Origin of the sequence: Dactylosporangium darangshiense (assembly GCF_039537565.1) — a bacterium.
In the GTDB taxonomy this organism is placed as follows: domain Bacteria; phylum Actinomycetota; class Actinomycetes; order Mycobacteriales; family Micromonosporaceae; genus Dactylosporangium; species Dactylosporangium darangshiense.
The window spans coordinates 1-22853 of record NZ_BAABAT010000051.1 but is presented as its reverse complement, the minus strand read 5'-3'; the positions used below and the strand labels follow the sequence as shown (position 1 = coordinate 22853).

The 22853-nt window shown below is 69.5% G+C and carries 22 protein-coding genes and 2 pseudogenes; 14 read left to right on the top strand and 10 right to left on the bottom strand.

The window, feature by feature from the left end; all coding sequences use genetic code 11:
• The first annotated feature begins 4 nt into the window (after positions 1 to 4).
• The 3 genes and pseudogenes from ABD901_RS49060 (at position 5) to ABD901_RS49050 (ending at position 2265) form a co-directional block, all read left to right on the top strand.
• Positions 5 to 473, top strand: a pseudogene (locus ABD901_RS49060) (IS607 family transposase).
• Positions 470 to 1516, top strand: coding sequence for a zinc ribbon domain-containing protein (locus ABD901_RS49055; RefSeq protein WP_345139739.1), 1047 nt, complete (start codon positions 470 to 472; stop codon positions 1514 to 1516). The pseudogene ABD901_RS49060 and the gene ABD901_RS49055 overlap by 4 nt, the downstream one beginning before the upstream one ends.
• Positions 1517 to 1527: 11 nt before the next feature.
• A complete protein-coding gene (locus tag ABD901_RS49050; RefSeq protein ID WP_345139736.1) occupies positions 1528 to 2265 on the top strand; it encodes an endonuclease/exonuclease/phosphatase family protein in 738 nt (245 codons plus the stop codon).
• On the opposite strand, the gene ABD901_RS49045 is transcribed toward ABD901_RS49050, so the two are convergent.
• The 3 genes from ABD901_RS49045 to ABD901_RS49035 are packed head-to-tail and all read right to left on the bottom strand — an operon-like array spanning position 2186 to position 3547.
• Positions 2186 to 2620, bottom strand: coding sequence for a hypothetical protein (locus ABD901_RS49045; protein ID WP_345139731.1), 435 nt, complete (start codon positions 2618 to 2620; stop codon positions 2186 to 2188). The genes ABD901_RS49050 and ABD901_RS49045 overlap by 80 nt on opposite strands.
• Positions 2617 to 2820 carry a hypothetical protein gene (locus ABD901_RS49040; RefSeq protein WP_345139728.1) on the bottom strand — a complete coding sequence of 68 codons (204 nt, stop codon included), beginning with the start codon at positions 2818 to 2820 and terminating at the stop codon, positions 2617 to 2619. Before ABD901_RS49040 ends, ABD901_RS49045 begins: the two co-directional genes overlap by 4 nt.
• 10 nt (positions 2821 to 2830) lie before the next feature.
• The gene (locus ABD901_RS49035) at positions 2831 to 3547 is read right to left on the bottom strand and encodes a GGDEF domain-containing protein (protein ID WP_345139724.1); all 717 of its coding nucleotides are present in this window, start codon (positions 3545 to 3547) and stop codon (positions 2831 to 2833) included.
• 207 nt (positions 3548 to 3754) lie between these two features.
• Here ABD901_RS49035 and ABD901_RS49030 point away from each other — a divergent pair, with 207 nt between their 5' ends.
• The 3 genes from ABD901_RS49030 to ABD901_RS49020 all read left to right on the top strand — a co-directional run bounded on the left by ABD901_RS49030 (position 3755) and on the right by ABD901_RS49020 (position 5703).
• Entirely contained in the window at positions 3755 to 3997 is a 243-nt protein-coding gene (locus tag ABD901_RS49030) for a DUF397 domain-containing protein (RefSeq protein WP_345139901.1), read from the top strand.
• Between the two features lie 202 nt (positions 3998 to 4199).
• A complete protein-coding gene (locus tag ABD901_RS49025) occupies positions 4200 to 5030 on the top strand; it encodes a helix-turn-helix domain-containing protein (protein WP_345139719.1) in 831 nt (276 codons plus the stop codon).
• 217 nt (positions 5031 to 5247) lie between these two features.
• Positions 5248 to 5703 carry a DUF1203 domain-containing protein gene (locus tag ABD901_RS49020; RefSeq protein ID WP_345139717.1) on the top strand — a complete coding sequence of 152 codons (456 nt, stop codon included), beginning with the start codon at positions 5248 to 5250 and terminating at the stop codon, positions 5701 to 5703.
• Between the two features lie 343 nt (positions 5704 to 6046).
• Here the strand turns inward: ABD901_RS49020 and ABD901_RS49015 are convergent, their stop codons facing one another.
• From ABD901_RS49015 to ABD901_RS49005, 3 genes are all read right to left on the bottom strand, one after another.
• Positions 6047 to 8056 (bottom strand): ThuA domain-containing protein, encoded by a 2010-nt coding sequence (locus ABD901_RS49015; RefSeq protein WP_345139714.1) that lies wholly within the window; start codon positions 8054 to 8056, stop codon positions 6047 to 6049.
• A gap of 889 nt (positions 8057 to 8945) precedes the next feature.
• The gene (locus ABD901_RS49010) at positions 8946 to 10358 is read right to left on the bottom strand and encodes a glycoside hydrolase family 10 protein (protein WP_345139711.1); all 1413 of its coding nucleotides are present in this window, start codon (positions 10356 to 10358) and stop codon (positions 8946 to 8948) included.
• Positions 10355 to 11875 carry a cellulase family glycosylhydrolase gene (locus ABD901_RS49005; RefSeq protein WP_345139707.1) on the bottom strand — a complete coding sequence of 507 codons (1521 nt, stop codon included), beginning with the start codon at positions 11873 to 11875 and terminating at the stop codon, positions 10355 to 10357. The genes ABD901_RS49010 and ABD901_RS49005 overlap by 4 nt, the downstream gene beginning before the upstream one ends.
• A 162-nt stretch (positions 11876 to 12037) precedes the next feature.
• Between ABD901_RS49005 and ABD901_RS49000 the strand changes: the two genes are divergently transcribed.
• On the top strand, positions 12038 to 12472 hold the full coding sequence (locus tag ABD901_RS49000) for a nuclear transport factor 2 family protein (RefSeq protein ID WP_345139704.1): 435 nt from the start codon (positions 12038 to 12040) through the stop codon (positions 12470 to 12472).
• Here the strand turns inward: ABD901_RS49000 and ABD901_RS48995 are convergent.
• From ABD901_RS48995 to ABD901_RS48980, 4 genes are all read right to left on the bottom strand, one after another.
• Positions 12456 to 12824, bottom strand: coding sequence for a hypothetical protein (locus ABD901_RS48995; protein ID WP_345139702.1), 369 nt, complete (start codon positions 12822 to 12824; stop codon positions 12456 to 12458). The genes ABD901_RS49000 and ABD901_RS48995 overlap by 17 nt on opposite strands.
• Before the next feature lie 63 nt (positions 12825 to 12887).
• Positions 12888 to 13646, bottom strand: coding sequence for a hypothetical protein (locus ABD901_RS48990; protein ID WP_345139699.1), 759 nt, complete (start codon positions 13644 to 13646; stop codon positions 12888 to 12890).
• The gene (locus tag ABD901_RS48985; protein WP_345139696.1) at positions 13544 to 14143 is read right to left on the bottom strand and encodes a hypothetical protein; all 600 of its coding nucleotides are present in this window, start codon (positions 14141 to 14143) and stop codon (positions 13544 to 13546) included. Before ABD901_RS48985 ends, ABD901_RS48990 begins: the two co-directional genes overlap by 103 nt.
• A 375-nt stretch (positions 14144 to 14518) precedes the next feature.
• Positions 14519 to 14989: a hypothetical protein gene (locus ABD901_RS48980; RefSeq protein ID WP_345139693.1), complete on the bottom strand. Its 471-nt coding sequence runs from the start codon at positions 14987 to 14989 to the stop codon at positions 14519 to 14521.
• An 847-nt stretch (positions 14990 to 15836) separates the two neighbouring features.
• Between ABD901_RS48980 and ABD901_RS59320 the strand changes: the two are divergent.
• The 7 genes and pseudogenes from ABD901_RS59320 to ABD901_RS48955 form a co-directional block, all read left to right on the top strand.
• Positions 15837 to 16016, top strand: a pseudogene (locus tag ABD901_RS59320) (cytochrome P450); the annotation flags it as partial.
• Between the two features lie 369 nt (positions 16017 to 16385).
• Positions 16386 to 18521: a sensor histidine kinase gene (locus ABD901_RS48975; RefSeq protein ID WP_345139690.1), complete on the top strand. Its 2136-nt coding sequence runs from the start codon at positions 16386 to 16388 to the stop codon at positions 18519 to 18521.
• Complete coding sequence (locus ABD901_RS48970) at positions 18506 to 18904, top strand: roadblock/LC7 domain-containing protein (RefSeq protein ID WP_345139687.1); 399 nt, start codon at positions 18506 to 18508, stop codon at positions 18902 to 18904. Before ABD901_RS48975 ends, ABD901_RS48970 begins: the two co-directional genes overlap by 16 nt.
• The gene (locus ABD901_RS48965) at positions 18901 to 19269 is read left to right on the top strand and encodes a DUF742 domain-containing protein (protein WP_345139684.1); all 369 of its coding nucleotides are present in this window, start codon (positions 18901 to 18903) and stop codon (positions 19267 to 19269) included. Before ABD901_RS48970 ends, ABD901_RS48965 begins: the two co-directional genes overlap by 4 nt.
• Positions 19270 to 19808: 539 nt before the next feature.
• Positions 19809 to 20066, top strand: a complete 258-nt coding sequence (locus tag ABD901_RS59315; RefSeq protein ID WP_380135994.1) for a helix-turn-helix domain-containing protein — start codon at positions 19809 to 19811, stop codon at positions 20064 to 20066.
• A 230-nt stretch (positions 20067 to 20296) separates the two neighbouring features.
• Positions 20297 to 20902: a transposase gene (locus ABD901_RS48960; RefSeq protein ID WP_345139681.1), complete on the top strand. Its 606-nt coding sequence runs from the start codon at positions 20297 to 20299 to the stop codon at positions 20900 to 20902.
• A 1503-nt stretch (positions 20903 to 22405) separates the two neighbouring features.
• A complete protein-coding gene (locus ABD901_RS48955) occupies positions 22406 to 22738 on the top strand; it encodes a hypothetical protein (RefSeq protein WP_345139678.1) in 333 nt (110 codons plus the stop codon).
• Positions 22739 to 22853 lie beyond the last annotated feature (115 nt).

The following is a 22853-nucleotide window of genomic DNA, read 5'->3' as shown; positions in this document are numbered from 1 at the left end:
CCCTGTGAAGCTCGCCGAGTGGGCGCGCCACAACGGTGTGCGTCCGCAAACCGCGTACCGCTGGTTCCGGCAGGGAACCTTGCCGGTGTCTGCTCGGCGGCTCCCGTCCGGCACGACTGTGGTTGATGTGGCCGACGACGTCCCACAGGGCCAAGTGGTCGCCTACGCCCGGGTATCGTCGGCCGGCCAACGAACCGACCTGGACCGCCAGGTCGGCCGGGTGACCGCCTGGGCCACTGGGCAGGACATGCTTGTCTCGCGTGGTAACTGAGGTCGGCTCGGCGCTGAACGGCCGGTGCAAGAAGTTCTCGCGTTGCTACGCGACCCGGCCGTGGCGACGATAGTGGTGGAGTATCGGGACCGGTTCGCCCGGTTGTTCCGAGGCCGCGCTCGCCGGGCTGTACGGGCGCCACGCCGCCGCGAACCGTGCCAGCCGTGCCGTAGCCGCCGCTACCGCCGAGGATGACGCATGAAGCGCTACGAACCGCCGGCCGGCTGGACCATGCAGGCGTACAAATTCGCCCTCGACCCGAGCGACGCGCAGGTGCTCGGGTTGCGCCGCAATACCGGTGCGGCCCGGTTCGCCTACAACCACATGCTGCGGCGGGTCTGCGCGGTGCAGGCGCAGCGCGCTGCGGAGGCCAGCTTCGGGGTGTCCGAGGCGGACCTGACGCCGTGGCAGGGTTGGTCCCTGCCGGACCTGCGCCGCACCTGGAACGAGATCAAGGCGTGGGTGGCGCCGTGGTGGGCGGAGTGTTCCAAGGAGGCGTTCAACACCGGCCTGGCGAACCTGTCCGCCGCACTGGGCAACTGGCAAGCCTCCCGCACCGGTGCCCGCAAGGGCCGCCGGATGGGCTGGCCCCGCGCCAGGAAGAAACACGGCCGCAGGTCGGCCCGGTTCACCACCGGCGCGATCCGGGTCGACCCTGACTATCGGCATGTGGTGCTGCCCCGGCTGGGCCGCATCCGCACCCACGAGTCGGCCCGCAAGCTGGCCCGCCGGGTGCAGGCAGGTCCAGATCCTGTCCGCCACCGTCAGCGAGACGGCCGGCCGGTGGTTCTGCTCGTTCCAGGTCGCCGTGCGCCGCGACCACAACCGTCCGGCGCACGCGCCGAGGCTCGGCCGGGTCGTCGGCATCGACGCCGGGATCAAACACCTGGCGGTGCTGTCCACTGGCGACCTCGTGCCCAACCATGCTCCGCCTGTAAGACGGCGAAACCCAAGCTGTCGCTGGCCGAGCGTACCTTCAAGTGCACCACCTGCGGGTTGTCCCTGGATCGGGACGTCAACGCCGCACGGAATCTTGCCGCGCTCGTGCGGCACGTCGACCTGGAGTTGCCGGGCGACGCAAAATCAGGACGTGGAGCCCACGGAAGACCCGTTAGACCTGCACCCGCAGGCGGGGCAGCGGGCCGTGAAGCGTCAAGACCGGATCGTCCGGTCAACGTCGCCCGGCAACGGACGACTGCCGATCGTGAGTCACGTTACTCACTGAGAGGTAACGGCAATCTATGACGTTGAAGCTCATGACGTACAACATCAAAAATGGCGGCGGCGACCGCCTCGACGCCATCGGGCGGGTGATCGCCGGGGAGGCGCCGGACGTGGTCGCCGTGCAGGAGATGCGCGGCGAGCCGGCGCTCGGGGCGGCGACCGGGATGCGCCAGCTGGTCGCGCGGTCGTGGCGGGGGCAGCCGGTCGGGCTGCTGGTGGCGCGGCACCTGCGGGTGATCGCCGCGGGGCGGGTGGCCCGGCCGTTCTTCCACGCTGCGGTCTGGGCCCGGCTGGCCACGCCGCTCGGGCCGCTGACGGTCGTCGGCGCGCACCTGTATCCCTACTGGGGGCGGGCCCGGCGGGCGGAGGCGGGATGGCTCGCCGCTTTCATCAAGAGCCAGGGGGAGTCGGTACTCCTGGCCGACCTCAACACCCTCGACCCGTACTCGGATCACGCGGTGGAGCTGGCCACGCTGCCCATGCCGTACCGCCGCCGGCACCTGCGCCGGCTCGGCGGGGGGCCCGACGTGGGGGCTACGGCGCTGCTCGCGCGGCGCGGGCTCGTCGACGTGTTCCGCCGCTGCGGCACCGGCCAGGCGTGGACCGTGCCAACGACGCGCGGCGGGGGAGCGGAGTTCACCGAGCTGCGCCTGGACTACGTGCTGGCCACGCCGGGGGTGGCCGGGCGGTTCACCGGCTGCTGCGTCGTGACCGGCGGGGAGGCGGAATCCGCTTCGGACCATTACCCGTTGGTGGCCCGGGCAGCGTAGAGATCTGCGCGGCGGCGGCCTGCGCGACGGTGCCCGAGGTGCGCGGGTCGATCTGCTCGCGCGGCGGTGGCTGGCGGCGGTTCCCGCCGAGCGGCGGGTTGGCCACCCAGCGGATGATCGGGCCCTGGCCGGGGTGCGGCAGCCAGCCGAGGAAGCGGTTCCACAGCTGCTCCGCGCCGAACTGGCGCAGGTCCTCGGCCGCGTCGGCGACCCGTAACGCCATGAGCATGCGCAGCTCGGCCGGGTTCTCGATGTACTCGTCGACCAGGTGGGCGCGCTTCGCCGCGCACGGCCACGGCTCGGCACAGCCCGTGCACCGCCACGTCGGCCGGGCCGGGATGTGCGCCTCGCTCACCCAAGGCTCCCCGGACGGGCGACCTCAAGACGTCGCAGGGCGTAGACGAGCACCGAGTTACGGGCCGTCACGTACTGGTCACACGGCCACGGCCGGCCGCAGTCGCGGCACTGCTCGCCGCGCTTGAGCTTGGCGGAAAGCCACGAGCGGGGGCGCGGCTGGTGCCGGCGGCGCTGGCGGACGAGGTCTGGCAGCTCCATAGCGGGTCCTTCAGGTCGCCGTGGTCGGACGGGGGAACGACTCCTTCTCCGCCGGAAGCCGGGGCTTACCGAGCCGGAGGGAGGCGTGCACGACGTGCTGGTGCTGAGTGAACGCGGTGTAGCCGGCCAGGTGCGGGCGGCGACGGGTGCCCTTGGTGCGGTACATGGCCGCGTCGGCCCGGTGCACCGCATCGGCAAGGTGTGCGTCGGGCTCGACGGGGACGAGCCCGACGGACACGCTCACGGTGACGACCTGGCCGCCCAGCGGCATCGGCGCGGCGAGCGCCTCCGCGAGCCGGTCGGCCTGCTCCTCAGGACTGTCGTGGCGGCGGGCGAGCAGGCCGGCGAACTCGTCGCCGCCCAGCCGCGCCACCAGCCCCGATCCGGCGTACTCGGCTAGGCGGCGGGCGGTCGTCACGAGCACCTCGTCGCCGGCCGAGTGGCCGAACATGTCGTTGATCTGCTTGAACCCGTCGACGTCGAGCACGACGGCGACCAGCGGGTGCACGGCGGGGTCGCCGACGAGCGCGGCGCCGCGCTGGTAGAAGGCCCGCCGGTTCGGCAGGCCCGTGAGCGGGTCGTGACAGGCCGCGTGCCGCTCGACGGCGAGCTCCTCGGATAGCCGGTCGGCGAGCCGCTCCGCGCGTCGCGCACGCACATACAGAGGAAGGGCCGCGCACACCCCAGCCGCCGCGGCCGCACCGGCCAGGAAGGCGAGGGGATCCATGCGCGCGTCCCTTCCATAGATCGCAGCTGGGGAAGCCACCCGATCATTTGGGTCCGAACGTCCGGTTTTGATCACAAACTGTGACCGACCCCTGACATCCGCACATGCGCTAGCATGCGCTTTATCGGCTGCAGAAGCAAGAGCCGATGCACGTGCAGATGCCGATCGCTTGGTGAACTCTCAACCAAGGTCCTCAGAAAGATGTCGATGGAGCAGACGTACAACGGGATGCCGGCCGGCCACATCGCGGATGTGACCTGGCAGAAGAGCCGCCGCAGCAACCCCAGCGGCAACTGTGTCGAGCTGGCCCGCCTGCCCGACGGGACCGGCTTCGCCATGCGCAACTCGCGCGACCCCGAGGGGCCCGCGCTCATCTATACGTACGAGGAGATCGCGGCCTTCGTGGGCGGCGCCCGCGACGGCGACTTCGACAATCTGTTAGCTGAGTAACCAGACCGTGAGAACGAGCAGGCTCGCACCCCGCCCGTAGACGCGAGCCCACTCCCGCTTACTGTCCGGTCATGGCATGCTTACTCCGGCGTCGCGCGGGAAGGCACGTGGCGCGGCTGTTCGTTCACGACAGTCCGGAGGCAGCGCGGTGACGACCGGTCTACCTGAAGGTGGAGCGTCCGGAGGCCCTACGGTCCTCCGGATGCTGCTGGGCGCGCATTTACGGCGCCTACGTGAGGCACAGGGCGTCACCCGCGAGGACGCCGGCTGGGAGATCCGCTCCTCGGAGTCGAAGATCAGCCGGATGGAGCTCGGCCGCGTCGGCTTCAAGGAGCGCGACGTGGCGGACCTGCTCACCCTGTACGGCGTCGACGACGGCGAGGAGCGCACGCGCCTGCTGGCCCTGGCCCGCGACGCGAACAACCCGGGCTGGTGGCACCGTTTCGGCGACGTACTGCCCAACTGGTTCCAGTCCTACTTGGGCCTGGAGGCCGCCGCGGCCCTCATCCGCACCTACGAGGTGCAGTTCGTGCCGGGCCTGTTGCAGACCCGCGAGTACGCGCGATCGGTCGTCCTGCTCGGCCACGGCCGTGCCAAGGAGGAGGAGATCGAGCGCCGGGTGGAGCTGCGCATGCAGCGCCAGCAGATCCTGACCCGCCCCGACGCTCCCCGCCTGTGGGTGGTCGTCGACGAGGCGGCCCTGCGCCGCCCGATCGGCGGCCTGGACGTGATGCGCGGCCAGGTCGACGCCCTGCTGGAGGCCAACACCAGCCTCCCGAACGTCCGCCTCCAGGTCATCCCCTTCAACGCCGGCGGCCACGCCGCTGCGGGTGGAGCTTTCACGATCCTGCGCTTCCCCGACGAGGACCTGCCCGACGTCGTCTACATCGAGCAGCTCACGTCGGCCCTGTACCTGGACAAGCGCGACGACGTGGACCACTACGCCGAGGCGATGGAGCGCCTGTGCGTCGAGGCCCGTCCGCCGACGGAGACGTCGAAGGTCCTGGAGGAGTTCCGCAAGGACCTGAACTGAGCTGTGTTGCTGTTTTCCTAGCTCGCTGCGCTCGCCCGGGGGAGCTCCGCTCCACCCGAACCCCCTCAAAACCTGCGGCTTCGTGCCCAGTGGCGAAGGGGTTCTCTGTGCGCATTTGATGGCAGGTGTACCCGGGGCAGGACGGCAGCGGTTGCGGTGCGAACGCGACGACCGATTCCCGCCAGCATCCACGGCCCGCGACGGCGACGCTGGATGCATGTTCACCGTTCACGCCATCGACCCGGGCCACCTCGAGTCCGTGCGGTCCACCGGCACCGACGTCTCCGGAAACCCGGTCGAGCCCGTAACCGCCGGTGGCGGCGAGCCACTGCGCTGCTGCCTGCGCGACGCCGCCGACGGCGAGCGCCTGATCCTGTTCGGCTACGAGCCCAAGCTCCCAACCAGCCCGTACCGCGAGATCGGCGCCGTCTTCGCCCACGCCGACCCCTGCCCCGGCCCCGAGGCCTCCGGCTACCCGCCGCAGTGGCGCGGCCGCCCACAGGTGCTGCGCGCGTACGACGAGCGCGGCTGGATCCACCCGGCGACGCGCACCCACGACGGCTCCGACCCGGAGTCCCAGCTCGCCGACATCCTGTCCGACCCGGCGGTGGTCCGCATCGACAGCCGCAACATCGCGTACGGCTGCTTCATGTTCACCATCACCCGCGCCTGACCTCATCGCCCGCGCCCGATCTCGGCCATCCACACCTGAGCCCCATCACCCGGCTGTTCGTCGCCGCCCACCAGCCCCGCCTCCGCCACCGAACGCGTTCGTGACAATCGCGTTCGGCAGGCGGCCCGCCGCGGGCGTCCGGCACCATGGGCGCGATCGCCTCGTCGAGCGACGCTTCTTCCTCCACGACCACTCCTGACGGAAACCCGCCGCCTAGCGGCGCACCTTGAACCTGAGGTGCAGCACCCGGTCGCCGAAGAGGGTCCGGTTCGCGCCGGCTACCACGATCGGCCGCCGTGTGCTCCGCCGGCCCACGTGGTGGGCCGGCGGAGGACAGGTCGGACTACTTCAGGGACAACATCCAGCTCCGCAGTTGGCGGGCCTGGCGGTCGAGCTCGTCACGCGCATCCTTGGTGCCGGCGGCCGGGGAGCCGGTGATCGCGGTGATCTTGTTGAGCGAGTTGGTCGCGGCGTTGTAGTCCTGTCGCAGGTAGGCCGCCTGGGCGTCGTCGAGCAGCGCCGCCGCGGCCGTGGCGGACTCCGGCGTCAGGGTGCCGGCGGCAGAGCTCGCCGTGATGAGCGTGCGGGTCTGCCGGAAGGTCGAGCAGTTGGCCTCGGTCTGCCCCGCCGTCCAGTTGATGCCGGCCAGCAGGATCTGGGTGAACGGGTCGCGGTAGTACTGCGCCCGGTCGTGACCGAGGATGAGGGAGAACTCGCGGCCACCGTCGTACTCCTGGCACCACGCGATCGGGTGGTCGCCGCCCATCAGCGGCAGCGGGCTGGTCGCGGCGTTGCCGCTGTTGAGGCTGCGCCGGTAGGACGCCTCGTCCAGGCTCAGCAGCGTGTGTACCTCGGCCCGGGGGTTGTGGTCGAAGTTGTACAGCTCGTCGATGGTCAGCCAGGACTTCGGCAGGTGCGCCGTGGCCGGGTTCGTGGCGTCCTCGGTGTTGACCCGCACGTTGATGCAGCTGCCGCAGGTGCCTTCGCCGTTCTGGCCGCCCGGGTGGTTGGTGAACCAGGCTCCGACCAGGTCGCGGTACCAGGGCACGTTGTGGATCGCGTCGGACGCACCGTGCAGCGCGACGTACCCGCCGCCGGCCCGGATGTACTCCTGGAACGCGGCCAACTCGGCGGCGTTGAGCGCGTCCGCGCTCGCCGGGCTGTTCGCGTTCGTCCCGTCGACCGGGGAGGAGAAGATCACGGTCTTGTACTTCGCCAGGTCGGCGCCGGAGGTGAACGGCGTGCTCGCCAGCGACGCCGGGGCGAGCCTCGGGTCCCAGATGTCGACGTCGAAGCCGTACTGCTGACCCCACTGCTCGACGAGCAGGGCGGTGTCCGGGATGTGGTCGTGCCGGAAGCCCTTGGTGGCCGAGAAGTACAGGACCCGGAACTTGGCGCCGGGGAAATTCGTCGAGGCCGCGAGCGGAACCGCCGCCGGGATCGGGTTGGGCCCGGCGGTCGGCGTGACCGTCATCCCGGTCACCGGATCGCCCGGCAGCTCACCAGCGGCCTGCTGCTGCAGGTAGCGAGCATCGCCGACGAGCGTGTCCCGGACCTGACCGGAGTGCGTCCCGCCCTGCGCGGCGGCAACGAACTGGTTGAAGGCCCGCTTCGCCTGGTTGGCGTTGCCCGAGGTCACCAGGCTCGCCGCCTCTGCCAGCCTGGCGTGCAGGTCGGCCGCGAGGCCGGCGCTGATCGCGCCGCTGCCGGCGAAGCCGTCGATGAGGGTACCGAGATCGGCGAACGACGTGGTCACCACGAACGTCTGGTCGAAACGCGCCGCGTTGCCTGCCGCGTCGCTGGCGATCACGCTGATCGTGTGCGCCCCGGTGGACAGGGTCGAGGTGCTCACCGGCAGCGGGGTTGTCTCGGTCCGGTCGATCCACATCCGGTGGATGAAGACGCCGCCGGAGCCGGGCGCGGGATCGGTCCGGGTCGGGATCAGCGTGGCGGTGTGGCCGACCCGCCCGTCGACGATGCCGGGCCAGCTGACGACCGGCGCCACGGTGTCGATCCGGACGGTGATGGTGCGCGTGGATTCGACCGAACCGTCACCGCTGACGGCGCGGTAGCCGACGGTCGTGGAGCCTTGCTGGGTGATATCCACCGAGCCGCTCAGCGTGCCGGGGAACGGGGTGGTCGCGGACACCACCGTCTGGAAGGGTGCGGTGTTGCCGAGGCGGTACTCCAGGCGTTGTACGCCGCCGGCGCCGTCGGTCGCGGACAGGTTCAGGGTGACCGGGCCCCGGTACCAGCTGTTGGTACCGGTGGCAACCGCCGGGGTGAGCGTGGCCGTCGCGCTGGTCGGCGCGGCCCAGGCCGGGGCGGCGATGACGAGCGACCCGACGGACATCGACGCGGCCGGTAAGGAGGCGGCGACCAGGCAGCGGACCAGACGTCGGCGGGAGTCCCCGGCCGTCTGGCCGGAGGGGTGTGACCGCAGAGATCCGGCGGTCGGAGGTCGACTGGGCATGCGATTCCTTTCCACTTCCGCGGCGGGACGCGGAGGCAGACCTCGACGAGCGATGCGCGCACGGCGAGCGGCCGAACCCGCCTCAGGCGGGGTCAGGGTGTGGCCGGCTCACTGATGACACGTCTGCCGCCGAACGTCCCGGGGCGTAGGGCCGGAGAACGATCAGCTCGAACTGATCACTCACGTGCCCGAACACTACCGCACCAATAAAAGTTAGGTCAGTTTCGAGCTAACTTTTGTATGTTTCAGTAAAAGATTGTGCTGGGCGGGCCGCTGATGACTGGGACCGGTAGACGCACCAAGACCGGTCTGCGGTCGGGCCTGTCAGCTGGCAGTCGCGACGTCGCAGCGGCCGCGACTCGACGCCCGGTGAGCGTCCATCGGGTGTCTTCGCGTCCGCCCTCGGCGAAGGCCGGGTGTCGGTCGTGGCCAGGGAGGACCTTGCGGACTGTCCGCGGTGGCGCTGCCGAACGTGTTCGTACCGAGCGGGCCCGTGGTGGCGCTGCCGAACGTGTTCGTGCCGAGCGGGCCCGTGGTGGCGCTGCCGAACGCGTTCGTGCCGAACGGGCCAGTGGCCAAAGCGCGGTTCGTGCCGAACATGTTCGTGAGGAACGCGTCCGGCGGGTGGTCTCGTTGGTGCAGGCGAACGCGCGTCGGGGCTGCCGATCGGGGTGCGTGCAGGCCGTGGCCGGGCACGGCCGCGGCGACCTGCTGCTGCAGGTCGCCGCGGCCCTCGAACCGGACTTTGTGACGAGCTAGGAGCTAGGAGCTAGGAGCAAGTGACGGCCGGCACGGCGTTTGTGCCGCTCCAGTCGGCCAGGAAGCCGAACGTGGCCGGCGGTGACGCGTTGTACGACACGTTCTTCACCGTCACCGCGGCACCGGACTGGGTGTAAGTGCCGCTCCACATCTGGGTGATCTTCTGGCCGTTGGCGAAGGTCCAGGAGACCGTCCAGCCGCTCTTGCCGGCCGGGGCGGCCACGCTGACCTCGCCCTGGAAGCCGCCGGGCCACTGGTTGACGATCCGGTACGTCGCAGTGCAGGAACCGGACGGGGGCGGGCTCGAAGAAGCCGAGGGCGACACCGAAGCCGAAGCCGAGGCTGAAGCCGAACGTGAAACCGAGGCCGAGGCCGACGGAGACTCGACGGTGCCGCCGAGGCCGGTCACGATCGCGTTGTACGCCGTGGGTTTCTTCGCAAGGTTCTCGTCCCAGGGCAGCGCCGCGCCCTGGCCCGAGAAGGTGTTGGGCACCCACGAGTACTTGTCGGTGTAGTCCCAGATGGTGATGCCCACGCAGCGGGTGACCGCCGCGCACGCCTTGACCACGTTGTTGTAGTAGGTCGCCTGGGTGGCGTCCTTCGTGGCGTCGCGCGGCAGGACCATCCGCACGTCCAGCTCCGTGATCGCCACGTCGAGGCCGAGGTCGGCGAAGCGCTGCAGGTTCTGCTGCATCTGCGACGGGAAGCCGTACTGGATGGCGAGGTGGCCCTGGAAGCCCACCCCGTCGATCGGCACGCCCTGCGACTGCAGCGACTTCACCAGGTTGTACATGGCGTCGCTCTTCGCGCCCATGCCGTCGGTGTTGTAGTCGTTGATGTACAGCTTGGCGTCCGGGTCGGCGGCGCGTGCCGTGCGCAGCGCGTCGGCGATGTACGCCGAGCCCATCGCGTTGTAGAACGGCGAGGTGCGGAACGTGCCGTCGTCGTTGAAGGGCTCGTTGACGACGTCCCAGGCGAAGACCTTGCCCTTGTAGTGGGTGGCCTCCTGGGTGATGTGGTTCTCCATCGCCGCCTGCAGCTGGGCGGCCGGCAGGGACGAGACCCAGCCGGGTAGCTGGCTGTGCCAGACCAGCGTGTGGCCGCGGACCTTCAGGTTGTGCTGCTGGGCGAAGGTCACGATCGCGTCGCCCTTGGTGTAGTTGAACGTGCCCTGGGTGGGCTCGATCGTGTCCCACTTCATCGAGTTGCCCGGCGTGGTCTGGCCGAACTCGCCGCCGCCGAGGATCGCGGTGTATGCCGTGTCGGACAGCTCCCCGTTGTCGGTGGCGGATCCGAAGTACCGCCCGTGCGCCGCGGCCAGACCGTTCAGCGTCTGCGTCGCCGCGTCGGCGTTGACCATGACCACGGCGGTGGAGACCGCGGCGACGAGGGCCGCGGCGCCGGCAAGCAGTGCGCGCCTCATGACGACACCGCCGCGAGGTGGTCCTTGATGCCCTGACCGAACGCGGTCGCGGTGCCGTTGTAGTTGCTGATCAGCGACGGGCCGCTGCTGCAGTCCCACGTGTTCCAGGTCCAGCCGAGGTACCCGACCCCGTGCGCGTCGGCCCAGTTCATGACGGTGTCGACGAAGCCGTGCGCGCAGTCGTTCTCGCCGATCTCGGTCAGCGACAGCGGCACCTGCGCCGCGACCGGCGCCAGCTGGCTGTCGAAGCACGAGGTGTTGGAGCAGGTGTTGAAGTTGTACAGGTGCGCGAACGCCGCGATGTTGTTCTGCGGGTCGGTCGGCTTGTACTGCAGCCACTGCGTGAGGTCGTTCGAGTACGCCAGGCCGCCGATCATGATGACGTTCGTGGCGCCGGTCGCGCGCACCGCGTTGACCAGCGACTGGAAGCCGGCCACCTGGTAGGAGATGCCGTTGCAGGTGCCGCCGTCGCGCCAGCAGGCCCAGCCGGTGCTCGCGCTGCCGGTGGCCCGCTCCGGGTAGGGCTCGTTGAACAGGTCGAAGATCACCGCGTCGTTGCCCTTGAACGCGTTCGCGACGCCGGTCCAGAACGACGGGGCGTACTGCGCGTCGGGCATCGGCTTCTGGCACGTCGCCTTGACGTCCGAGCAGCCGGCGGACGGGCCGGTGTACTGCCCGTAGTTCCAGTGCATCTCGACGATCGGCGTGATACCGCTGCTGACCAGCAGGTTCACGTACGTCTTGACCGCGTTCTGGTAGTTGGCGCCGCCGTAGGCGGCCTGGACGTCGCTGGTGCCGAGCCAGCACTCCTCGTTCAGCGGTACGCGGACGGTGCGGATCTTCCACGTGCGCATCGCGTTGACGGAGGCCTGGTCCATGGGCCCGTCCCAGATGCCGTTGCCCTGGATGCAGGCGAACTCGCCGCCGGAGCGGTTCACACCCAGCAGCCGGTACGTCGACCCGCTGCTCGTCACGAGCTTGTTCCCGCTGACCTTGAGCTTCGGCGCGGCGCCCGAGGGCGGCGGCTGCGAGGTCGACGGCGAGGTCGATACGGAGGGCGAGCCCGACGGCGACTTCGAGGGCGACGGCGAGGTCGTGGTCCCGTTGCAGGTGACGCCGTTGAGCGTGAACACCGCGGGCTTGGGGTTGCTGCCGGTCCACGTGCCGTTGAAGCCGATCGTGGTGCTGGCGTTCGTGCCGAGCGAGCCGTTGTACGACATGTTCGCGGCCGTCACGTTGGCGCCGCTCTGCGACCAGGTGGCCGACCAGCCCTGCTGCAGCTGCTGCCCGCCCGGGAACGTGAAGCCCAGGGTCCACGAGCTCAGCGGGTCGCCGAGGTTCTTGATCGTGACGTTGGCGGTGAAGCCGCCCTGGCCGGGGCTGCTGGTCCAGTCGTTGGTGGCGTAGGTGACCTGACAGCCCGCGGCGGCCTGTGCCGAGGTCGGCAACAGGACCGCCCCGGCCGCGGCGAGCAGCAGGCCGCCGGCCACCGCAAGGGTGGTTGTGCGGTACCGCATGGGGCTCCTTCGATTGGCGGAAGCGCTTGGCGGAGCGCTGGAAGCGCTCCCATCCTTCGCCGAGCCCCGGGGCAGTCAAGCGCTTCGAGAGGTTTGTCCCTGTTGCGCGAGGTGGCCGCGTGAAATTTCCACCCTCGTCGATTCGGAGTATATACTCCGTTTATGGTCGCTCCCCGGGCGCTCGTCGAGCGCTTCCTGCAGTCCGTCACCGCCCCCGACCCCGGCGACCTCGCCGACTGCTTCGCCGACCGGGTCGTCATCGAGATGCCCTTCGCCCCGCCGGGCCTGGTCCCGTCCCGCCTGGAGGCGACCCGCGAGGAGCTGCGAGCCCGCTACGCCGCCGGCGCGTCCGTGCGCCGCTACACGGAGGTGACCGATGCGAGCATCCACGAGACCGCCGACCCGTCAACGGTGATCGTCGAGTTCTCGGTCCGCGGCACGATGCTCGCAACGGAGGAGGAGTTCGCGCTGCGCTTCGTCATGGTGATGACGATCCGCGACGGCCAAATCGCGCACACCCGCGACTACGCCGACCCGATCGCCGGCGCCCGCGCGCTGGGCCGCCTGCCGGAGCTGGTCGCTAGCCTTTCCGGCTGATGCGGTACTCCAGCGTCAGGAACGGCAGCCCGAAGACCGAGAAGGCGTGGTCGGCGCGCAGCCGCCCGTCCTCGACGTAGACGTCGAGCTCCTCGCTGAAGCCGTGCACCGCGAGGGTCGACAGGTTGCGGCTGTCGGCGTCGATGTAGCTCAGGTAGTGCCCGGTCTGCCCGTCGCCGCCGCGGCTGGTCAGCGCCAGCCCGCCGCCGTCGCGCTGGCGTGGTGCCAGGGTGGCGGTGAAGTTGGCTTGCGGCAGTGGGAAGCCGACGCTGACGTAGCCGCGCCCTTCGCGCCGGTAGGTGGTGTAGATGCCGACATAAATCGGCTCACCGCTGTCTGTGCAGCGCGCCAAAGTGCCTCATTGACTCTTACAGGCTGATCTGTACTCGTCAAGCAGCGAGGCGGGTGGGCGTGACTACACCACCTTCCGGCTGATGCGGTACTCCAGCGTCAGGAACGGCAGCCCGAAGACCGAGAAGGCGTGGTCGGCGCGCAGCCGGCCGTCCTCGACGTAGACGTCGAGCTCCTCGCTGAAGCCGTGCACCGCGAGGGTCGAGAGGTTGCGACTCTCGGGGTCAATGAAACTCAGGTAGTGCCCGGTCTGCCCGTCGCCGCCGCGGCTGGTCAGCCTTAGCCCGCCGCCTGCGCGCTGGCGCGGTGCCAGGGTGGCGGTGAAGTTGGCCTGCGGCAGCGGGAAGCCGACGCTGACGTAGCCGCGCCCTTCGCGCCGGTAGGTGGTGTAGATGCCGACGTAAATCGGGTCCCCTGTGCTGGCGTAGCTGCGGATCCACCCGCGCGTGGAGATCGCGCCGTCGACGCCGCTGATCGTGTCGATGCGGCTGTGCATGCCGCGCTGCGCCTCGCGCAGGTTCCACGGGACGTTGGCCTGTCCCAGGGGCCGGGCGACGAGGGTGCGGTACAGCAGGTAGCCCGGCCGCACCCAGGTCCGCCAGTGCGGCACGATGTCGAGCGCGAACCGGGTGGTGTGCTCGTAGAACTCCCGCACGAGCGGGTCGACGGCGGCCGGGTCGAAGTCGGGGCCGGACAGCGCGTCGAGGCTCGCCACGATCCCTACGTCCTCGGCGGCCTCGGTGTAGGCGCCGCCGATGGTGTCGGCGAGCGCCTTGACGTAGCCGGTGCCGACATAGCGGGTTCGGGCTTCCAGGGGTACCACACAAAAGGCAAACGGTCGGCGGGCGCGCTCTCGGCGACGAGGGACACCTGCGGCTCGCGGAACACCAGCTGCGACACCGTCCGGAACGCGACCACGCCGGCCGCGGCGACCTGCGCGGGCGGCCGGTCGCGCATGGCGGCCCCGACGGCCAGCCCGACGACGGGCCCGAGCGCCACCTTGTGCGGCCGCACGCCCATGGCCCCGGCGATCGCGCCGCTGGCGACGCCGACGGCGAGGGGGCTCGCACCGGCCCGCCCGGCCACCCACCCGATCGGCGCGGCGATCGCACCGCTGGCGGCGATGCGCGCCCACACGGCCGGGATCTCGTCGGGCTTCTGCCGGGCCCGGGCCGCGCCGTCGACGGCGGCGAGCGCGGCGCCGCCGAGCACCGCCCCGGTGATCGCCGCCCGCGGCCCGCGGTGCGCGGTCAGCGCCGCCCCGGCGAGGGCCCCCATGGCCGCGGAGAACCCGATCGACTGTGCGCGCTTGGAATCCACGGGCCCAGTCTCACACGGCTGCGCCGTCGCGCGCGGACCGCCGCGGACGTCGCACGCGAACCGGACCCTCGTCGACCAGACTGAGCCATGGAGTACGTGAGCCGGGTTCCCGCCCCGGCAATCGGATTGAACGGTCCGTTGGCGGTCACAACGGACGAAACCTACCGTGCTACCCCGACTGCGACAGCCGGGGGGTCGCGTTCTGACCTGTACTGGCCCAGCGCTGACCAGGCGTCCCGACCGCAGCTCGGCACCGGCGCACCTCGGACGGACGGTTCGTCTGGTGCCGATTGCACGGGCGCGCTCACTCGGCCGTGCAATCGGCCGAGCCAAGCGTCGAGTTGGCTGAGCAGACTTAAACCGAGACTCATTGGTCTACTGTTCGCTCGATGCGGCGAAGTATTCCCGCGCAGTCGGCGCGAGTAGCAGCCCGACGAGCACAATGTTCAGCGCGACGCCGAAGAATGCCTGTGGCACGCCCGCGCCGTCGCTGAGCAGCGGCGGCACGATCGCGGACAGGGCGTTCAGCATCCCCAACACCACCGCGGTGGTACGTGCCCAGGCCCGCCCGCGCAGGACGGCCCGGGCGAGCAACATGTTGACTATCCCGGCGATCATGGCGACGAAGCCGGCGATCTTGAGCGGATAGCCCAACGCGGAGCCCTCGCCGACGATGGACGCGACACAACCGAGCGCGACGGCAGCAACCCCGCCGATGTACAGCATCGCGGCGGCGCCGGTGACCGTGCCGGGTCGGACCGGGGACGCCGGCCCGATTGGTGAAAACCCATCGACCGGTGTCTGCGGCTCGTCGTATTCGTCGTATCCCTGGCGGGGCTCCGTCACCGCATCCACGGTAGCGGATCAACGCGACTCACCAGACACTGCTCTGGTGCCGGGCGGCGTCGTCGATCGAGGCGATGCCGTCCAGCCTGCGCACCAGCGGGAGGCGCCAACAGCCACGGACTCATGATCACGCCAGCCTTTCGGGACGCTGCGCAACGCGTCCACACGCGCACGCTCATCGCGCGATCACGCGCCGTCCCCAGGCTGAGGCTGCGTACACGGTCGGACTGGGTCAGCAGCACGCGGCCACGATAGATCCCACGTTATCGCTGCGTGAGCCGGGCGAGGCGCCCTTGCCCATTGGCCGGGTACGCGAGGCTGGCTTCCGTCGCTACTGGTTGGCCGAGGGGGTCTCGATCCCCGGCCCCAGGGTGTCGCCGACACACCCGGCGCGGCCGTCGTGAAGTTGGCACGGATCGTCAAGAAGCTTGGCGTCGTTGGTCAAATTCCTGGTCGCTGACCGTGTCAGGGTATCGACGTACCTCGTGGTAGCCGACGCGCAGGCACTCTGCCGGCAGCAGCGCTTGCGGCGGCGGTGTCGTGCGGCGTCCGTACAGGTTCGCCTACGGACGTTGCTCGCGCCAGCGAACCCGTCCACCGAGCAAGCGGGAGCGCATCCGATGAGATCGACGTCCGTGCCCTCCGTCCCGGTGTATCGCAACCCTCGGGTGCTGCGTGATCCTGTCGGTCTGGTGGAGGAGCTTGGCCGCAGGTACGCAGCTCGACGAGGTCCTGCGCCTCCATCCAAGGGCGTGGATGCTGCCACGCGGCGTTGTACAGGACCCCCGGCTCGGCGACATCCAGGTAGGTCCGGGCGACACGGTCATCTCGCCGGTACCTCACGCACCGGCTGAGCGCTCTGTGGCCCGATCCACTGCGGTTCGACCCCGAGCGGTGGGCGTCGGGCGCACGCCCGGTTCACGGCTTCGCCTACTACCCCTTCGGCGGAGGCATCCATCGCTGCCTCGGCGCGTACCTGTTCGAGGCCGAGGCGCAGCTGGCGCTCGCGGCGCTACACACCGCGTTCCGGTTACGGGTCCGGGCGCCGCGCGGCACCGGCCGGAGGGCTCGATCGCGCTCCAGCCCCGCTATGACGTCCTGCTCGACCTGGCGTTGCGGGACTCCCAACCAAGCTGACCCGTCCCTACGCACGCTCCAGCGGACCGCAGCAGGTTGGCTGACGGCCCAGGGGCGACTGACGGCCCTCCTGTCCACGTCCCAAGGAGCTCCAAGGAGCTGTGTGGTGATATCGCGGCGGTCCCGCTGGCGCACAACCTCGCTGCAGCGCAGGCTCTACGTCCAAGTTGGCGTGTTGGTCGCGCTGTGGTCGTTCGCGGCCTGGGTAACCGTCAATGCCGGCCTGACTTTGGCCTGGGCCGGGACGCTCAACTCGACCATGGCTGAACCCGCTGAGCCGCTCGAGGTGGCGCTGCAGGCAGAGCGCAAGGCAAGCGTGCGGTTTCTGTCCGCGCCCAGCGCACACAGCCGCCAACCGCTGTTGACAAGCCGGCAGGAGGCCGAGACGCGGGCCGCCACGTTCGTCCGGGCAGCGCACAGCCGGCTGGCCAATCTCGCCGCCGGCGACGAACTGGAGCACCGCGTCGACGACCTTACGGCCGCCCTCGCCAGCCTCGCCCAGACCAGGGCCGCAATCGACGCCCACCAGATCCAACCGGCGGCCGCGGCGGAGGCGTTCACCGGCACCCTCAACCAGTTGCGAGCCGCCTACAAGATCATGGCGCGTCTCGACGACGTAGAGGTCATGCAACACGCCGAGACCCTGATCGCCCTTTCGCGGGCCTGGGAGCTCATGTCCCAAGAGGACGCGCTAATGGCCGGAGTCCTGGCGACGGGGCAACTCACCGACGCCGACCAGACGCAGATCACCTACCTGGTGGGCGCCTGGCGCGCCGCCGCTGCTGACGCCATCGCCGAGCTCCCTCAACCGATCCAGGCCGAGGCAATCCAGGTCACCACCAGCGACGTGGTCGGCCGACTGCGCGCACTCGAGGAACGGGTGGTCACCGCGCGCCCTGGCGGGCCAGCCCCGGTCACCGCCGAAGAGTGGTCCGCGGCGATGGACCCGGCGCGCACGCAGGTGCGCGCCGTAGTGGTGACCGCCGGCAACGAGCAGGTGGTCGCACAGACCACCGTGATCGCCGCCGGAATCGGCGTGCGGCTCTTGCTCGTCGTCGTCATCGGTCTCGTGTTGGTGCTCATGCTTGTTCGCGGCTGGCGCGACCAGGCCCGCCGACTGACCGGGCTGCAGCTCGCGGCGCGTCAACTCGCCGACGAGCGGCTGCCCTCGTTGGTGGCACGTCTCGGCCGCGGCGAGACGGTCGACGTTGCGGCGGAAGCGCCCCCGCTGGACTTCGGCGCGGACGAAATCGGTCAGGTCGGTGACGCATTCGCCGCTGCCCAACGCACCGCAGTCGACGCCGCGGTGCAGCAAGCGGAACTTCGGCGTGACGTCCGTGAGATGTTCCTCAACATCGCCCGCCGTTCGCAGTCGTTGCTGCACCGGCAGATCACCGCACTCACCGACATGGAGCAGCACGAGAAGGACGAAGACGTCCTGGCCAAGTTCTACGTCCTGGACCACCTCGCCACGCGCATGCGCCGCCACGCGGAGAACCTGATCGTGCTGTCCGGGGCCAACCCGGCCCGGACCTGGAAGCAACCACAGCCGGTCCTCGATGTGATCCGGGCCGCGCTCGGTGAGGTCGAGGGCTACCAGCGGGTACGACTGGGGTTGGTCGGCGATGCCAACGTTGCCGGCCGGGCCGTCCGCGACGTCGCCCACCTGCTGGCCGAGCTCATCGAGAACGCGCTGGCGTTCTCACCGCCCACCGCTCCGGTCGAGGTCAGCGGGCAGACCGTCGGCACGGGTTACGGCATCGACATCGAGGACCGCGGCCTGGGCATGGCCGCCGACGATCTCGACGACATCAACAGCCGCCTCGCCGCCCCCGCCGAGATCAAACTGTCGCAGACCACCCAGCTCGGCCTGGCCGTGGTCAGTCACCTCGCCGACCGGCACGGCATCCGAGTCCGGCTCAAGCCCTCGCCCTACGGCGGCATCACCGCTGTCGTCGTCGTCCAGGCGAGCCTGATGACCGGCCCGGCCGAGGACGCCGACGACCTGCAGCATGCCGCACGGGCGGCCACCGCGCCGGGCTCCCCGCCCACGCAGTGGCCGGTGGCGGTCCCGTCCGCTCCGGCACCAGGTGAGCGGGCCGCACACCGATTGGATGAGAAGACGTCCGCACCATCCGCCAGCACCGGCACGGTGCAGGCATTGCCGAACCGCCGCCGGCAGGCACACCTGCACGAGCGGCTGCGCGGCGACGCAGATGACTCAGCGAGCTCGACCGACCAGGGTCGGCTCGACCCCGACGACGCGGGGCAGCGAATGGCCGCCTTCCAGGCCGGAACCCGGTCCGCTCGGGCGGCGATCGCCGGACCGGACCGGCCGCGCGCCGTGAATTCGCATGACGACCGAGAGGGACATACGTCGTGGAACGTGACCTGACCTGGCTGCTGGAAGATCTCGTACATCGCGTTGGCGGCATCGACCACGCTGTGGTCCTGTCGGCTGACGGCCTCGTCCTTACCGCGTCGACCCAGCTGCACCGGGACGGGGCTGAACACCTGGCGGCGATCGCGTCGGCCGTACACAGCCTCGCCAAAGGGCTTAGCGCTCAGTTTCCGGTGGGGTCACCGAAACAGGCCCTCCTCGAGCTGGAGGATGCGTACTTCCTCGTCACTGCGGCTGGGCCGCGCGCATATCTGGCGGTACTGGCCGGCCGTGACGCCGAACTCGGCATGATCACCTATGAGATGGTCACCCTGGTTGACCGGGCCGGGTCGTTCCTGGCGGCCGCACAGCGTGAGCCCGTCACCACGACACCGTGAGCGGCGCAGACGAGGAGTGGGCGGACGGGGACCCGGGCCCCCTCGTCCGCCCCTACACACTCACCCAGGGCCGCACCCGCACAAACGGCACAGTCGACCTCGTCGCGCTGGTGACGGCGACCGGCATCGTCCCCCCGATCACCTCTGGCCTCGGACCCGAGCATCAAACGATCTTGCGCCTGTGCCAGCACATGCCCTTGTCGGTCGCCGAGCTCAGCGCGCACATGCACGTGCCGCTCGGCGCCGTCCGCGTCTTGCTCGGCGATCTGCACGCGCAGCACCTCGTGCAGATCAGCGAGGCCGCCCCAGACGCTCTGAACACGCCAATGCTCGAAGCGGTGCTCGCCGGCCTACGACGGCTGTGATCCCCGGGCGACGACCACTGGCGCAGGCTATTTGTAGGCGGATGCACGCGAGAGGACACCTACGCGATGGTTAGCACGGAGCTCCCGGCCGTGATCAACGCCGACCGCAACAAGGTGATCGGGATGGCGCGGTGGTCGACCCGGTGCCGGGGAACGTTTTGTTGACCCGGTGGAGCTGACCGAGGAGGCGATGCCAGGTGCCGGTCAGCAGCCCGCCGGGATAGAGCTTAAGTCGACCTAGCTGGCTCGTCGGCCGCTCGCACTGTTACCGCGGTCTTGCTTGGTCGGTGCCGCCACTGGCAAAGGTGACCGGTGTGTCGGAGGCTCTGCCGTCGGCCGCACCGTGACCGCCGAGCATCGCCGTTCCCGTGGCGAGTTCGCTGGCGACGACCCAATGTCACGAACGCCGCGCAACTGTTTCCGCAGGGCGGGCGCTGAAAGGAAAGCTGGAGGTACCTGATGCAGATGTTGATCGGGGTAGTGTGCAGATCGCACGCCGGTGAGGTGCCGGTCATGACAGCGTGGCGTGCGGTGCATTGATGGGTCAGCAGCCAAACGTGTTGACCCCGGAAGTCTCGCCACGCCATTTGCTTGGTGCGGAACTGCGAAGGTGGCGGGTACAACGCCAGCTTTCAGCCGCCAAGCTGGCTTCATTGATCTATGTGAGTCCTGACCTTCTACTACGAATCGAGCGGGCAGAACGTCGGGCATCCCTAGAACTGATCGTGGCCTGCGATGCCGCGTTGAATACAGGCGGCGCGCTTTGCCAGCTACAGAGATTGAATCGTCTTGTTTAGAGTCAGGCCGGCGCGGCGTGTCGGCGTGACCGTGGCCGATGGGTGGCGTATCTGGTTCAGGTGCGCTATCCCGATGGTGGTGGGCTGACGGCCGAGGGCCGGGCCCGACGTGAGGCGGTCCGGTTGCAGGCGGCGGCGTTGTTTGCTCAGGACGTGCCGGTACCGATGCCTGGGCCGCCCCGCCCGAGGTTCGGGGTCTGCGAGAGGCTGTGCGCCACCGGTGCAAGCTGGTGGCGCTGCGCTCCGGGCTCAAAGCGCAGGTCCATTCCGTGCTCGCCAAGCAAGGCGTGCGGGTGGCTATGTCTGACCTGTTCGGCGTCGGCGGGCAGCAACTACTCGACGATCTGCAGCTCGACGCGCCGTTCAGCGCGCGGCTGTTGTCACTTCGCCGGCTCATCGATGCGGTCGCCCTCGAGATCGACATTGCGGCCAAGCGCACCGCCGCCCAGTTGAAAGACCCATCCGGGCTACCAGGCGATCCAGGCGTTGCCCGGCGTTGGGGCGGTGCTCGCCGCGGTGTTCGTGGCCGGGATGTCATCCGCTTCGCCCGGCCGCAACAGCTGTGCTCGTGGGCCGGCATGACCCCCAAGCGCCGGGAGTCCGACACCAAGGTCCACCGAGGGCCCATCACCAAGCAGGGCAACACCCTGGTCTGGTGGGCTGCGGTCGAGGCCGTCCAGCGCGTGCACAGCGGGCCCATCGCGCGGACCCGCACGCGCATCGGCGAACGCCGCGGCAACAACATCGCCAAGGTTGCCGGCGCCCGCGAACTGCTTACCCTGGTCTTCTACGGCCTACGCGACCGGCACATCCGTTGCCTGGCCCAAGCTGCGTGAGCCCCCAGCCCGGCGCGGCCAGGCGCGAGGTCGTGGAGGGTCTGACCCCCACCCCGGTGGCACGGTCGACCACAGTTGATTGACGCCGCCTGGTCGCGGCCGTAACACACTCCATGCCGCCCCCGGCCGCGGCGAAGGGATGACCGGCAACCGGACCCCCGGTTCCGCCAACCGTCCATTTCGGACGATGGAGAACGCGGCCCCTCACAACCCCACAGTCGTCGTTCCCGACGCGCCGATTCTGCGCCGCCCGGGGTCGGCGTCAAGACCGAGCCCGCTACGCGGGTCGACCTGTGGTCGAGTCTTGACCCCGACCCCCTGCCGGCGTTTGTCCGCACCGAGCCGGGAAACGGCCCAAACCGGTCATAGGCCAGCAGGCATCGAGGGGTTGTCCGTTCCTTCAGGGATGACACTCCTCCGGTGCTGGCGGGCGCCCTCTCTGCCGCGATCCGAACGTGGCCGCACTCCACCGATAACTCAGCGTGAGTGGCGGGACGGCGACCGTCGGGTCGGCGGTCGCCGCAGCATCGGCGGGCCAGGCGCCCGACATGTGCACGTCTGGCGTACTTGATTCTGCGTCGGCACCCGTACGCCGAAAACGCGCCACGGAGGGAATCCCCAGATGTCGGCAGGGCTTTGCGTGCGTCCGTCCACCAGTCCGTCCGGACGACCAGCAATCGCGCGATGTGGACAGATTGTCTGTCTGCATCGCCGGCATGGACGTACCCGGCCTCTCTCCTGCTCAATGAAACATGGGCGCCGTCTTCATGGCTCGGACGCTGTCTCTTTCGACTTCAAGGTGCAAGACTCGCAACACAGCCAACAACTTCGACCTGTAGGCGATGACCGTGAGACTTCCCCGGCGCCGCAAGCAGTCTCCTCCACGTAGGTACGCGTTGCTGAAGCCACCGGCCTGGACGGCGAATCTCCCGCCGGACACGCCGTGGTTCGAGGCGGATCTGCAGGTTTCTGGACCGGGCCTGACGCCTCAGGAGTTCGTCGACCTAATCAATGGAATCCTCATGGAGATTGAGAACCGTACCCGGGGGGCCACAGCTCACGCCTCAGCTAACTGGAGCGCCGCTCCGGGCTGCGGCGACATCAAGTCCCTAAACACGTAGCGCAGCGTCTTCGGAGACTAGATCGTGTGTAGCCCTGCTGAGGACTGGGCAAGCCTCGTGACATGAGTCGATCAGATACGCGTGGATGGAGCCACGGTAAGCGTGGACTGCGGATGGCAGGTCGATGGCGCTGCGGCGTGGCCGTAGCCGCTGTATCGCGTCGCGCACGGCGAGGATATCCACTGGTGTGCGACCGGCCAGGCTCATGCCTGCCGCCTGACCTACCCGACGTCGCTCCCCACCGGACGGCTGAGGCATCGGCGACATAAGATCTATTTTACCGAACTGCCGCTATTGGAAACGTCTCGCCCATGTCCCGCGCAGCATGATAACGGCCGTGCCCCGGGCGCCGGGATTGCCCGCGCAGTCGGCGAGTGCGCGAGTGTTGCTCCACCAGCTTGCCGATCGACGACCGGCTCCCGCGGCGGTCCACGACCTGCGAGATACTGCGCGACGCCTGATCCTGGGAGGGGCGGATTTGATGGTTGCGATCATGCCGGCGACGCCTACGCACGTTCCATTGATCCTGCGATTGCTACAGGAAATGGACACCTACTACGGCGATATCAGAATCGACAGCGACGAATCAGGATCGGCTCAAGTCAGCGAGCACCTGTTCGGTGGGACGCCATCCAGCCAAGCGATCGTCGCCATCGACGGCAACGACGTGATCGGACTAGCGAGCTTCTCATTCGTCTGGCCAGCTCAGCCCTGATCCACCGATGGGATTGATGTGAGCACGAGGGCCCGGATGCGATGATGCCCCCGCGAGCTGGAAAGATAGAGGTTCTTCAGGCTTCTATCGTCCAGTTCGAGAGGGCACCGTCAGG